At 39.7% G+C, this 14,171-nt stretch carries 13 protein-coding genes; all 13 read left to right on the forward strand.

All coding sequences use genetic code 11. The annotated features are described in order from the left end of the window. The first annotated feature begins 1 nt into the window (after window position 1). Genes kdsA through EHS11_RS15135 form a run of 13 tightly spaced genes read left to right on the forward strand, consistent with a single transcriptional unit; the run spans window position 2 to window position 14,171 of the window. Entirely contained in the window at window positions 2–850 is an 849-nt protein-coding gene (gene kdsA, locus EHS11_RS15075) for a 3-deoxy-8-phosphooctulonate synthase (RefSeq protein WP_135765199.1), read from the forward strand. A 9-nt stretch (window positions 851–859) separates the two neighbouring features. Next, entirely contained in the window at window positions 860–1,408 is a 549-nt protein-coding gene (gene lptC, locus EHS11_RS15080) for an LPS export ABC transporter periplasmic protein LptC (protein ID WP_281282583.1), read from the forward strand. Further along, window positions 1,405–2,793, forward strand: coding sequence for an LptA/OstA family protein (locus EHS11_RS15085; RefSeq protein ID WP_135765201.1), 1,389 nt, complete (start codon window positions 1,405–1,407; stop codon window positions 2,791–2,793). Before lptC ends, EHS11_RS15085 begins: the two co-directional genes overlap by 4 nt. A gap of 46 nt (window positions 2,794–2,839) precedes the next feature. Next, window positions 2,840–3,547 (forward strand): LPS export ABC transporter ATP-binding protein, encoded by a 708-nt coding sequence (lptB, locus tag EHS11_RS15090; RefSeq protein ID WP_135765202.1) that lies wholly within the window; start codon window positions 2,840–2,842, stop codon window positions 3,545–3,547. A gap of 4 nt (window positions 3,548–3,551) precedes the next feature. Beyond that, a complete protein-coding gene (rpoN, locus tag EHS11_RS15095) occupies window positions 3,552–4,973 on the forward strand; it encodes an RNA polymerase factor sigma-54 (RefSeq protein WP_135765203.1) in 1,422 nt (473 codons plus the stop codon). A gap of 3 nt (window positions 4,974–4,976) precedes the next feature. Beyond that, entirely contained in the window at window positions 4,977–5,939 is a 963-nt protein-coding gene (hprK, locus tag EHS11_RS15100; protein ID WP_135765204.1) for an HPr(Ser) kinase/phosphatase, read from the forward strand. Beyond that, entirely contained in the window at window positions 5,914–6,192 is a 279-nt protein-coding gene (locus EHS11_RS15105) for an HPr family phosphocarrier protein (RefSeq protein ID WP_109019882.1), read from the forward strand. The genes hprK and EHS11_RS15105 overlap by 26 nt, the downstream gene beginning before the upstream one ends. Then, window positions 6,179–8,002: an LIC_11548 family sensor histidine kinase gene (locus EHS11_RS15110; protein ID WP_135765205.1), complete on the forward strand. Its 1,824-nt coding sequence runs from the start codon at window positions 6,179–6,181 to the stop codon at window positions 8,000–8,002. Before EHS11_RS15105 ends, EHS11_RS15110 begins: the two co-directional genes overlap by 14 nt. A gap of 5 nt (window positions 8,003–8,007) precedes the next feature. Next, window positions 8,008–9,366 (forward strand): sigma-54-dependent transcriptional regulator, encoded by a 1,359-nt coding sequence (locus EHS11_RS15115; RefSeq protein ID WP_135765206.1) that lies wholly within the window; start codon window positions 8,008–8,010, stop codon window positions 9,364–9,366. A 3-nt stretch (window positions 9,367–9,369) separates the two neighbouring features. Next, window positions 9,370–10,191, forward strand: a complete 822-nt coding sequence (locus tag EHS11_RS15120) for a hypothetical protein (RefSeq protein ID WP_135765207.1) — start codon at window positions 9,370–9,372, stop codon at window positions 10,189–10,191. Window positions 10,192–10,198: 7 nt separating this feature from the next. Further along, window positions 10,199–12,157, forward strand: a complete 1,959-nt coding sequence (gene priA, locus EHS11_RS15125; RefSeq protein WP_135765208.1) for a replication restart helicase PriA — start codon at window positions 10,199–10,201, stop codon at window positions 12,155–12,157. 44 nt (window positions 12,158–12,201) lie between these two features. Then, entirely contained in the window at window positions 12,202–13,155 is a 954-nt protein-coding gene (fmt, locus tag EHS11_RS15130) for a methionyl-tRNA formyltransferase (RefSeq protein WP_135765209.1), read from the forward strand. Next, window positions 13,152–14,171 (forward strand): PASTA domain-containing protein, encoded by a 1,020-nt coding sequence (locus EHS11_RS15135; protein WP_135765210.1) that lies wholly within the window; start codon window positions 13,152–13,154, stop codon window positions 14,169–14,171. The genes fmt and EHS11_RS15135 overlap by 4 nt, the downstream gene beginning before the upstream one ends.

Raw genomic sequence — 14,171 nt, forward strand, 5'->3', positions numbered from 1 at the left:
TATGAGCGATTTAATTGAAGAAAGAGAATTTTTCGGTAAAAAGATCGGAGGAAGAAATCCTTTTTTTCTAATCTCCGGCCCTTGCGTTATGGAAAACCAGGATCTATTGGATCGGGTTTGCGGAGAGATGAAAGACATTTGTGATGAACTCGGAATTGTTTATATCTTCAAATCTTCTTTTGATAAAGCAAATCGCTCTTCCATCAATTCTTACCGTGGTCCCGGAATAGAGGAAGGAAGAAGACTACTCGACTTTATCAAAAACAAATACAACGTACCTGTGTTAACTGATGTACATGAAACCAATCAGGTGGATACTCTGAAAGATACCGTAGATATCTATCAAATTCCCGCTTTCTTATGCAGACAGACGGACTTGATTGCAAAGGCTGCTGAAACCGGAAAATGGGTGAATGTGAAAAAGGGCCAGTTTATGGCACCGGATGACACCCGTCATATAAAGACAAAGATACAGGAATCAGGCTCTGAAAAATATATGGTAACGGAAAGGGGGGCCAGTTTCGGTTATGGAAATTTGGTTTTCGATATCCGAGGGATTCCTATGATCCATAAACACGGAATTCCTCTTGTATTTGACGGAACTCATTCCGCCCAATTGCCAGGAGGAGCGGGAAACATCACCGGAGGCTTACGCGAATTTATACCTCATATGATGAGAGGCGCTGTTTCCGTAGGAGTGGAAGGATTGTTTATGGAAGTTCATCCCGATCCCGAAAAAGCGCTTTCGGATGCAACAACTCAGTTTCCTCTTCATAAAGCAAAATTCCTTTTGAAAAATCTTTTGGAAATAGATCGTTTTGTAAAAACAAAAGTTTTGGGATTAGATTAATTCCTTTTGATTCCGGTTTCAGCCATGCGAGTTTTTTTGATTTTATGTCTAATTTTTGTTAGTTGTAAGGACAAAAAATATCTTCGCATTGAAGAAGAAAAAGAATCGGGATCAATGATTTCCCTTCGGGATTTTTCACGTATTTCCTATACTAAAGCCGGTGATTTGGAATGGAAACTTTTAGGAAAGGAATCTTATATTTTTCCGAAAGAAAATCGGACGGTTGTTTACGGGTTCCAGTTTTACCAATATGACGGCGGCAAATACAAATCTTTTTTAACCGGGGAACGGGGAGAAATCAATCATACTGAAAAATCAGTGGTTTTGAACGGAAATGTAAGATTGAAAACCGAAGAAGGTCGCCAATTGCACTCGGAGTCTCTCAAATACAATTTGGAGGATAAAACATTATCAACTGATGACAATGTGGTCATTTATTCTGAAGGAACTACCATTCGCGGGAAAGGACTTAGAGCCGACCGTGGTTTGAACAAATATACCGTTTTGCGTCCCACTGCAATCACTGTAGGCGGAAGCAATCCCTTGAAAGACAAATGAAACAAATCGAATTCGCATTTATTTTTTTGTCCTTGGTGTCCTTGGTATATGCAAACAACATAGATATTCCCATATTGATCGGAAGCGAAGATATATTTCGTGCAAGTCCTGCTGAACCGAATATCTCCAAAACCAATGATAAAAAGAAAGAAAAAATCCCTGTTATGTGGGGAGGAAATACTCTGACTCAGGAAGAAAGACTGATCAATGGATTTCAGATGAAGGTTTTTATTTTGGGTGGAGGGGCTTACATCACTCATAAAAATGTAAAACTGAATGCGCGTGAAATTGAAGTGATCGGAGAAGACGCTCTTATCGGAAACCTGAAAGGACAGGTTGTAGTGGAAGACAAGGAAAACGGAGCCACTCTTGTCGCTTCTAAAGGTGTTTACGATAAATTGCTCGGGACAGTGACTTTGGAAAACCATCCTGTTCTCATTCATAAAAAAGACGGAAAGACCGTTCGGATTTCCTGTCATTCCATCGTACGTTATTTGGAAGAAGCAAGAACAGTTCTATCGGGAAAGGTAGTTGTTACTTCTCTTGATTTCCAAGTGTTCGGAGAAGATGCTGTCTACTTTGAAAAAGAAGATAGAATTGATTTGGAAAACGAACCTTTTCTATTTTCGGAGAATCGGTTTTTACAAGGCAAAATACTGTCCTATTATGTAAAAGAAGGAAGCATTACCCTGGAGGGTGATGCCGCAATCTATCAAGTCAGTTATGAAAAAGGGAATGAAAATTTAGAAGAATCCCGCAAAAACTCGCACGAAGATAAAAACAAAGAGTCCGTTGAAAAAGAAAAAATCAGAATTCTATCCACATTCAGCGGCGATAGGCTTGTTCATAAAAATAAAGCTTCCGAATCATTTACATCCATGAAAGGAAATGCATTTTTGCATAGGGAAGATTCCGAATTCAAGGCGGAAGAAATCGAAAGCACACGTAATAATAAACTGATCCAAGCAAGGAAAAATGTCACCTATCTGGACAAAAAGAACGCCTATCGGATGCAAGGTGGATATCTTGAGTATGATAAGGAAAAAGGTTATTCCTTTTTGTCGGAAAGTCCCCGGATTTTCTTTTTAGATAAAAAAACATTGGAAGAGAAAGGCAACCTTGCAAGCGTTTTCATCGAAAGATTTGATGAAAAGAAAGAAGCAGTAGCCCGTGGAAATGTAAATATTGAAACTCAAACGGCGAAAGCAACGGGTGAATTTGCGACTTATTTTGAAGAAGAAGACAAATTGGTTTTAGAAGGAAATCCGACTCTTGTAAGAGACGGAACAAAGGTTTCTGCCGGAAGGATTATTTTATTTCCGTCTGAAGATAAAGCGGTATTAACGGACGGTTTGAAAGTATTAAACGATGACAAAAAAAACTAAACAAATTCTTCCACCAAAGCCAGAAACTCCGATAAAAACTTTCCGAATGGAAAACCTTGTTAAAATCTATAACAAGAGAAAGGTGGTTGACGGAGTCAGTTTTTTTATCCGTAAAGGAGAGATTGTAGGATTACTCGGTCCTAATGGTGCGGGTAAAACAACTTCTTTCTATATGAGTGTAGGTTTTGTTACTCCCGATTCCGGTACCGTTTTTATTGACGAGGAAGATTTGACAAAATCACCGATGCATATCCGCGCACGTATGGGGGTCGGTTATTTAGCACAGGAAGCATCTATTTTTAGAAAACTTACAGTGGCGGAAAATCTGGAAGCGATTCTTGAAACTATGAATCTTCCCGGAGATGAAATCGTCAAAAGAAGGGACTCTCTTCTGATGGAATTGCAGATCATGAGAGTTGCCAATCAAAAAGGATTTACCCTTTCCGGCGGGGAAAGACGCAGATGTGAAATTGCGCGAGCACTTGTGACGAATCCCGATTTTATACTCTTGGATGAACCGTTTGCCGGGGTTGACCCGATTGCAGTGAAGGACATTCAGAATGTGATACAGTCCTTAAAGAAAAGAGGACTGGGAATCTTGATTACAGATCATAACGTAAGGGAAACATTGAAAATTACGGACAGGGCTTATATCATGTACAGCGGTAGGATTTTAATTTCCGGAACTGCAAATGATTTGGTAAGCGATCCGGAAACCCGTCGTATATATTTGGGAGAAGATTTTACTCTTTAAATCCATGAAACTCGGAAACAGTTTATCACAAAGGCAAACTCAAAGATTGGTTATGACGCATGACCTGCGTCAGTCGATCGAGCTATTGTCTCTGTCTACGCTGGAATTATCCGATAAGATCCAAAACGAGCTGATGGAAAATCCGATGTTGGATGAAATCGGTCTGGATGAAAAGCCGAAGATGCCCGAACTTTTTTCTTATGAAGAAGTCAAAAGAATCGAAAAACTCAATCATGAAAAAAGTACGGATGTCAATTGGCAGGAAACTTATTCGATAGAGGGACCGAGAACTTATAACCAGGAAGCAAGCGATAGAAATCAAAAATACATCGAATCTACCACCAAAACTGAATCATTGGAGGAGCATCTGTTAGGTCAACTTAGATTGATACGATTGACTGGCTCTGAGTTTGAAATGGGAGAAGTTTTGATTTCCATGATCGATGAGAAGGGATTCCTAAACCATGACTTGAGTGAAATCGCAAAAGAAATGGGTTATAGCGAAGTTAGACTGCGTAAGGTGCTCCGGCTTATCAATGAATTGGATCCAATCGGAATCGGTGCAAAAGACATCCAAGAAACTTTACTCATCCAAGCGAGGATTCTTTTTCCTGAAAATATACTTTTACATAAATTGATCGATGAATTTTTAAACGATTTGGAAAAGATAGATTATAAAAAAATCGCCAAAAATCTCAGAATTACGGAAGACGAAGTTTCCCAGCTTGCCCGTTTTATTAAAAAACTGGAGCCTTATCCTGCCACACTTTACCAAGGCAAAAAAACAGACTATGTTGTTCCCGATGTTGTTGTAAAAGAAATCGGAGGCGAGTTCAATATATTTATCAATGATGAATGGCTTCCCAAACTTGCCATCCAGGACGAATACAAAGAATTGTTAAATACAAAACTTCCGGCAACAGACAAGGAATATTTCCAAACAAAATTCAGTTCTGCGCAATGGCTCATTCGTTCCATACAACAAAGACGTCAGACTTTACAAAGAGTGGTAAGTTCCATTATCGACTTTCAAGTTGATTTTTTCCGCGGCGGTATCACGCATATCAAACCACTTACTTTGAAAGAAATTGCAGAAAAACTAAGTTTGCACGAATCCACCATCTCCCGTATAACAACGAATAAATACATTCAAACTACTTGGGGAATTTTCGAATTGAAATGGTTTTTCTCTTCCGGAGTAAAGTCGATGGAAGGTGGAAAGGAAAGTTCCAAAAAAATTCATGAAATCATCCGCAATTTGGTGAAAGCGGAAGATGATACAAACCCTCTCTCCGACCAGGATATCGTTGATATTATGGAGAAAAAAGGGATTGAAATTGCCAGAAGGACAGTTGCAAAATACAGGAAGGTTTTGAAAATTTTACCTTCAAACCAACGCAAACGAATTAGTTCGTTAAAAGGTTAAACCATGCCCGTACCGGGAATTACAGTGGAAACGATACTCCGAGAACATGAGGATCTTAAGCTTGCATTGATAACAGGCGAAGAAGGATTAACCAACCGCATTAATAATGCAGAAATCAATCGCCCGGGGCTTTCGCTCACAGGCTTTTTTGATTTTTTTGCCAATGACCGGATTCAGATTTTCGGCAAAGGTGAGTGGGCATATTTGAATTCACTCACTCCGGAACATTTGAATGATATCACTGAAAAGTTTTTTCAATTCCACCTAAACTGTATTATATATACTCACGGAAATGAGCCTCAGACCCCTTTTGTTGAAATGGCAAAACAAAAAGGTATACCTTTGTTTCTGACTCCCGTCTCTACTCATAGATTCATCACTTTGATTTCACAGATTTTGGACAGAGCTTTGGCTCCCCGCACGATGCGGCATGGAGTTTTGATTGAAGTATTCGGTATAGGAACCTTACTGACAGGAAAGTCCGGAGTGGGGAAAAGTGAGACTGCTCTCGAACTGATTGAAAGAGGGCATCGCCTGGTTGCGGACGATATGGTGGAAATAAGAAGACTGAGTGAGAGTTATTTGATAGGATCTTGTTCGGATTTACTCCGCCATCATATGGAAATCAGGGGACTTGGAATTCTAAACATCAAAGACTTGTTTGGTGTTGGTTCCGTTCGTGACCATAAACTGATCGAACTCATCATCAATTTAAAAGAATGGGAAGAACATGCCGAGTATGAAAGAACGGGCATCGAACTAAGCACGGAGGATATACTCGGTGTTTCCATTCCTTACATAGAGATTCCTGTAAAGCCTGGTAGAAATATTCCTATCATCGTGGAAACGGCAGCTATGAATCAACGTCTCCGTAAAATGGGAAAGAACAGCGCAAAAGAATTTTCCACCAAACTAAATACATACATCCAACAGAGCAAAATTGAAACAAATCCAGTTAAAGATTAACGAAGAGTCAATGGGCTTGCATGCAAGACCTGCCTCTTTATTCGTAAAAGTAGCCGCATCATTTCCATGTGAAATTTTTGTCATTAAGGATGATATAGAAGTCAATGGAAAATCAATTATGGGACTTATGATGTTGGCTTTGGGTGCGGGTGTTGAATTTTCCGTGAAAGCGGATGGGAATCGGGAAGACGAAGCCTTATCGGCCATCGAAAAGCTTGTCAAAAATAATTTCGAACTAGATGTTCCTAAATAGATTACAATCCAGATTTCGGATTTCAGAAGAAAACCGTTATTACCTAAGAGATGCATTTGTTTTTCTTTTAACCATAAGCGTTGCAGTCACTCTTTCCGAGATTTTCATATTTCGAAGCGACGATGAAGTTCCTTTTACCGGAAAGATAGATACTTATCTATTGCTTCTGATTCCGTTTTTTATCTTAGCATTGATTATTTCCTATGTCTACCGTAACAAAAGAAATCTGGAAACAGGCAAAATCCGAAGTTCGATCCGTTACAGACTTACATTGGCTTTTCTTTTTGTGGCGCTTCTTCCTTCTTTACCTATCTTTATTCTTTCTTCCAATTTGACCGGAAGGTTGATTGAGGGATTTTATCGTGTTGATATTTCCAATGCTTTGAAATCTGCGGTGGTATTGATTTCATTGGAAGAAAGACCTGCGGAGACAAATCTACTATATAAGGGCAATCATTTATTCAATCAAATCAGAAACACTCCTAAAGACAGTTATCTGATCTTTCGAAAGGCAGTCGAACTAGGGTTCTTTGATAAAGAAGACTATTACCTTTGTTATACGGAAGGAAATATTGTTAAGTTCGAATCGAAAGGGTTTTATAAATACATAAACGAACTCGAATTCACGCAATTAAAAGAAAACCAGAATGTATTGGATGCAAGACTTTATAGAGAGGATCTTGCTTATTATTTTTTGTTATACCCTCTGGCGGAAGAGGTGAATTTGATCCTAGGGCAGAGAATCCATAAAGGCTCGGAAATGGAAGTTTTGAATATAATAAACGCAACCTCAACTTACAATACAGTTCGGATTTGGAAGGAAAAGATTCCGCATAGTATTCGTTTGACGATCGGTATTTTTTCTTTTTCCATGTTTTTTGTCGCTATTTTGTTTTCATTTGTTTTTGCCCGTAAAATTTCAAGACCTATCATTAACCTGGCAAATGCGACTAAAAAAGTATCCCTCGGTGAATCGGATGTAAAGATTGAAATGTCCGAGGATGGAGAGATGGGAATTCTTATAGACTCGTTCAACCAAATGGTGGCGGATTTAAAATCAAAATCGGAAGAATTGATGCATACTCAGAGAATTGCAGCTTGGAAAGAAGTTGCGCAAAGAATGGCGCATGAAATCAAAAACCCTCTTACACCCATCCAGCTTTCTGCGGAAAGAATCCAAAGAAAATTCCAAAACCAAAACACGGAAAATCTCACATCTGTCGTCAATGATGCGACGGAAACCATCATCGGTCAGGTGAGGGTTCTCGAACATTTGGTTAAGGAATTTACCGAATTTGCCCGCATGCCTGTGCCGGTTCTAATCAATCAGAATTTAAATCCGATTTTGTTGGAAGCTGTGAGACTCTTCCAGGAATCTACGGATATAGAATTCGAACTGAAATTGAGTGAAACTTTACCTGAGTTGTTTATCGACAAACGCCTTTTTCTGGGAGTGATCAACAATCTTCTAAAGAATGCAGTGGAAGCAATTCAGTCCGAAAGCAGTTCCAACGAAGATGTGGATCTTTTGACGACTACCAAAGCAAAAAAGATCAGACTTACGGCAAGGCTCCAAAAGAAAGCATTAAGAAAATCAGTCATCATTGAAATTGAGGATTCTGGGCCCGGTCTTGCGTCCGATTTGAGTGAAAAAATATTTGAACCATACTTTTCTACAAAGGAAAATCATGGTTCAGGGATCGGTCTTGCAGTAGTCCAAAAAACAATTATAGATCATCATGGCCATATTTCGGTGGAAGATTCGAAATTGGGTGGATGTAAGTTTAAGATCGAACTTCCATTAGGTTAAGTAACATGCAGAAGTTAATTTATATTCTGGACGACGAAAAAGAAATTCGCAAATCTCTCAGAGCCATTCTGGAAGATGAAAGTTATCTGGTCGAAGACTTCAGCAATGGAAAAACCTTAATCAAAGCGCTTACAAAGGACAGACCTTCTCTGATTCTTTTGGATGTTTGGGTGGGGAAAGAAGATGGACTTACCATACTGGACGAATGTAAAAAAATCTATCCTACCATTCCTATAGTGATGATATCCGGTCATGGAACCATCGAACTTGCAGTAAGCGCCACCAAAAAAGGGGCGAATGATTTTTTGGAAAAACCTTTGTCGATTGAAAAGGTGATTCAAACCATAGAGACTGCACTTCAAAAATCAACAGATACCGAATCGGAGACTCCTAATATCAAATTAGAATATGATGAAATACTGGGAGTCTCTCCGGGGATTCGAAAGGTAAAATTCGCAATTTACCAGGCGGCACAGACAAATGCCCGTGTTTTTATCTTTGGAGATAACGGAACCGGCAAAGAGCTGGTCGCGCGGGCTATCTTTCAAAATTCAAAAAGAAGGGACTTTCCTTATATCGAAATCAATTGCGCGGCCATCCCAGAGGATTTGATCGAATCAGAACTTTTCGGATACGAGAAGGGCGCGTTTACAGGAGCTGCAGACCGCAAAATCGGCAAATTCGAACAAGCACATAACGGGACTTTGTTTCTCGACGAGATTTGCGATATGTCCCTCGCCACCCAGGCAAAAGTGCTCAGGGTATTGCAAGAGCAAAGGTTTGAGCGGATCGGCGGAAATGAAACCATTCAAGTGGATGTTCGGGTGATTGCCGCGACCAATATCAATGTCGAAGACGCTATCAAAGAAGGCAAATTCAGAGAGGATTTGTATTACAGATTGAATGTAATTCCTATCGAACTTCCTCCTCTCAGGGAACGTAAACAGGATATTCCTATTTTAGTGGAACATTATCTTAAAAAGTCGATCAAAGACAATGACCTAACACCTAAAACAATTGACCGTGAAGCTTTGGATCTCCTCGTCCAGCATTTTTGGCCTGGAAATATAAGGGAACTTAGAAATATTTTGGAAAGACTTTCCATTATGGTTCCTAATGATACCATCCGCCAAAAGGATGTTAAAGATTCTCTTCTCGGATTTAAAAAAGCGAACGAGATGGCGGAACGGGGGGATTTAAAACATGCTAAGGATGAATTTGAAAGACAATATATCATAAAAACCCTTCAAAATTTCGACGGAAACGTAAGCCGGGCTTCCAAAGCATTGGGGATCGAACGGACTCATCTTTATCGCAAATTGAAATCATTAAACATACAAGTGGATCAGTTGGTGGAAAACTAAAGAATGAATCAGAAGGAATTATTCAACCAACTTGTGGATATTATCGAAGAGACGAAATATTTTTTGAAAAAACAATCCCTGCCTATATTTCATCTGAATGATGAACCTGATCCCGGTGATATCCATTTCACTTGGAAGGCATTGACAAAAAAAAGTTCGGAACAAAAGGCAAAGGAAACAAAAGAAAAACAAAGAACGAATAGGGAAATAATCAATTTTCCATGTACACTTTGTTCGGGAAAAATCTCAGGGATAAGAAATTTTTTCTATAGAGGTAGAAAACCGATTTTGGTTTTGCATTACTCCGGCGCGGTTTCCCCGAAAGACAAACCATTCGTGAAAAGAAGCCCCAATCAGATTTTTAGAGAGATATTGACTGAAAAAATCTGGAGTTCACTTATTGAAAAAGCATTCGGATTTTCCTATCAGGAATTTTTTTATCAGGAGTATCCTGCCTGCAATTTTTCAAACACAAATTCCAAGGAAGAAGATTGGAAAACCAGGATTGATACTTGCAAAATTCATATCCAGGACAATATAACGGACTTTGATATCCAAGGAATCGTTCTTCTTGGATCTTCCGCAAGACTTGTATTTGGTGATAAGGCGAAAGATCATTTGGGGAAGATCATTCATTGGGACTTCGGTGATAAAAAAATTCCGGTTTTAACTCTCAGGTCTCCTGAGGCACTCGTATTTCTTGAGGAAAAATCAAAATCAAACTCCGGAGAGGATAGTGTTTTGTTCCAATACGCTCAGGAAAAACAAACTTTGGAAACTCAATTTTTAGATCAGTTGAAATCCATTTCCAAATACATTCCTTAAATATTCTATGCTTAGTTATATAGAGGTCGCTGTCAATGTAAGTTGGAATGATCGGTCTTTGACTTATCTGCTTCCTGATGGTGTAACTAGTGTTAATCCTGGCATTCGTGTTGTTGTTGAAGTGGGAAATGAAGAGGTTGAAGGTATTGTACTTGAGTCCCATAACAACGAACCGAATTACAAAGTAAAAAAAATAATAAAGATCATAGATTCCTTTCCCGTCATTACAAAAGAGCAGATTGAATTGGGGGATTGGATGAGTGAGTCCTATCTATCTTCTTTAGGAGAAGCATTATTTAAAATGCTTCCTCGTGGAAAAAGAAAAATAAAAACTTCCAAGTCAGATCTTGCTATTCGTCATGAAAATCTGCAACAATTGAACATTGAACAAAAGTTAGCTTTTGAAGGTATTCTCCGCTCCGGTCCCGAAGAAAAGGTTCATTTGCTTTTCGGAATCACGGGAAGCGGTAAAACGGAAGTATATATCCATCTGATGAAACATTATTTGGAAAACACCGATGGATCCATTCTATTTCTTGTTCCTGAAATCAGTTTGACATTTCCTACTGTACAAAGAATCGAAAGGATTTTTCCCGGTGAGATTGCCGTTTTACATTCTCATCTCCGCACATCGGAAAAGTTTCAAAATTACACGGATGTTTTGGAAGGTAAAAAACGGATCGTAATCGGAACCAGATCCGCTGTATTTGCACCTCTGAAAAACATAGATCTGATCATCATTGATGAAGAACACGACGGATCTTATAAAGAAAATTCAAACCCTCGTTACCATGCCCGGCAAGTCGCTCTCCAAAGGATCAAAGAACGTTCGGGAAAACTGGTGATGGGAAGCGCCACACCCAGTCTTGAAATATTTTTCCAGGCGAAACAACGACGGATCGGGTTTCACAAATTAACCAAAAGAGCAAATCCCAATGCCACCCTCGCCAAAATAGAAATCGGAAAAATGAAAGATGATCATCAGTTGGTCTCGGGTGATCTGCAATTTCGGATCCAGGACCGATTGAAAAAAAAAGAACAAACATTGATTCTTTTGAATCGAAGAGGCTACAGTCCCTTGATTCATTCCAAATCTAAAAATGAATTTTTGCACTGCCCGAAATGCACATCTTCCTTATGTTATCATAATCAAGGTTTGGTGATGTGTCATCTTTGCGGTTATAAAATTTCTTTCAAACAATTGCAGGCCGAAGAAGGTGAAATCGAACTGGTAGGAGCGGGCACTCAAAAACTGGAAGAAACTCTGGTCTCCATTTTTCCTCAGGCGAAAGTAGAGAGATTGGATCAGGATTCTACCCGCAACAAAGATATAGTCAAAGAAGTGTTGGAAAGATTGGAGTCCAAAGAATTGGATATTTTGACCGGGACGCAAATGGTAGCGAAAGGACTTGATTTTCCAAATGTTACCTTGGTCGGAATTTTGAACGCCAATCATGGATTAGGTGTTCCTGATTTTAGAAGCGCAGAAAGAACCTTTTCGCTTTTGGCTCAAGTTGCGGGCCGCGCGGGTCGGGGAGATATTCCCGGGGAAGTATTTATCCAGGCGACGGATCCTACTCATCCTGTAATTCAAATGGCGCTTCGCCAAAATTATGAAGAATTTTACGAATGGGAAATAGCATTCCGACATTCCTTGCGGTATCCTCCTTTTTCCCGTCTTGCGAGACTTGTATTTCGATCCAAAGAGGAAGATCGTTCCGCAAAACTATCTGTTCATTATAAAGAAGTTTTAGTTCATTTGATAGAAGAGGGCGACGGGATCGACATTCTAGGACCGTCTCCCTGTCCTTTTTATAAAATTGATAATAATTTCAGGCATCATATACTTATCAAATCGAAAACCATTCAAAAAATCAGAGAAGTATTGAAGACACTGAAAGGGCAAGTGAAACAAGATACTCGGTGTTATGTGGAATACGATTTTGACCCGGTGGATTTGGTTTGATTCCATTCCCGAATCTATAAAACCTGGAATAGAAAAGGAAAAACATGTCAATCTCTATTGGTTATTTCGGATCTCCCTCTCATTCTGCAAAATTATTAGGCTTGTTACTTGGTGCGGGGATAACAGTTGATTTCGTTGTTACCAACCCCGACAGGCCTGCCGGAAGAAAAAAAGAACTCACTCCTACACCGGTAAAACAACTTGCAGCGGAACATTCTATTCCGGTCATTCAGTCGGAACGACTTCGTTTGGATGAAGTCGCAAAGGAAAAAATATGTTCTTATCCGTCTTCCATTCACATAGTTTATGCATACGGATCAATTATTCCCGAAGCAGTATTTCAATTTCCCAAATACGGAAGCATCAATCTGCACGGAAGTTTACTTCCGAAATACAGAGGTGCTTCCCCGGTTCAATCCTTTCTATTGAGCGGAGAAACAGTCTCCGGATTTACAATTCAACATTTGGCAAAGGAAGTGGATTCGGGCGATATAGCGGTTCAAGAAAGTTGGGAAGTAGGACAGAACGAAACAACCGAAGATTTGTTAGACGCCATCACCTTTAAAGGGGTTCTCCCCTTGATCGATATGATTCGAAATCTGGAATCAAAACCACTCCCGAAAATCCCCCAAGACCATTCCCTCGCCACTCATTGCCGTAAAATCGGATCGGAAGACAGATCCATACTCTGGACCCGTTCCGCATTTGAAATCCATAACCAAGTCCGAGCTCTCTATCCTGATCCTTTGGCTTATACGGTTTTTCGCGAAAAAAGAGTCATTATCAACCGTACTTTCTTTACTCCCGATCTAAAACCTGTCTCGACGAATCTGCCCCCCGGAAGCTTTTTAATCGGTGAGAAAAAAAGACTTTTCTGTGTCTGTGGAGACGGAAACCTGCTAGGTATAGAGACTCTTCAACCTGAAGGGAAAAAACCGATGAGCGGTTTCGATTTTTTTAACGGAGCAAGGGCATCCCTTGGAGAAACATTTACGTGAAAGAGAAATTTCTTAAAATCCTACCTTACAGTGGTTATGTTTTATTTATCAGCCTCGGGCTTTTGATTTTTTTTGTAGGCGCATTCCTAGTAGTCGTGGTTCGTACCAAAGACGAACAAAAGGTTACAATGCCTCTTATCATTGGCAAAAATTATATCGAAGTACATAATGAGTTACAACGGTTGCAGTTAAAAGTGAGACTTGAGACTCTTCGTATTCCCGAAAAAACGGACGGGGTGATTTTATCCCAGTCCATCGACCCGGGAAAAGAAGTGGAAGCTGGCTCAAAACTTTATGTGACTGTCAATGTCGGATTTGACCGGATTACCGTTCCTGATTTGAAAGGCCAGGATTTGAAACGAGTGAAAGCTGTTTTGGAAAAGGTACTCGCAGGAGATGTGTATGTTCCTTTGACCATAGGAGGCATTACCTATGTTCCTTCCATGGGAGACGAGCCGCCGGATACTGTGATCGACCAGATTCCCGCTCCCGGCAAAGAAACTCATTCCGGCGAAAAGATATTTTTACTTGTTACGGAATCCAGTGCCAAAGAAAAAACTAATCAAAGTAATGCGGAAATTTTGAAAGAATCCGATTTTATCGGAATTCCGCTTCCTTTTGCAGTTGATTCCTTTCAAAGAAGAAAAATTCCCTATACGATCAAAGAATTTAAAAAGCCTGAATTCAGAGATGACAATGGAAAAATCAGTTCCATCAAACTCACACCAAAGGGTGCGGTTATGGATGTGAATTTTCTAAAGGCTGAAGAAAAGCTGAACTATGTATATGAATCCGTCAGTTATGAAGTTGATGATACGGATATTTATACTGCGACTCTCACTTATACGGACGAAAGATCGGGGAGTGAAGTCAAAAAAGACATCATGAGTGCTCAAAGCCTGGAAGAAGATCAAATGGTCAACCTGGCCTTCTATCGCGGCAAGGAAACCAAATTGACGTTAGTTGGCCAAAATACAGGCGAAGCCAAGTCTTGGACATTCAAAGGAAAATACTGA

It is taken from the genome of Leptospira ilyithenensis (assembly GCF_004771005.1).
GTDB lineage: Bacteria > Spirochaetota > Leptospiria > Leptospirales > Leptospiraceae > Leptospira_A > Leptospira_A ilyithenensis.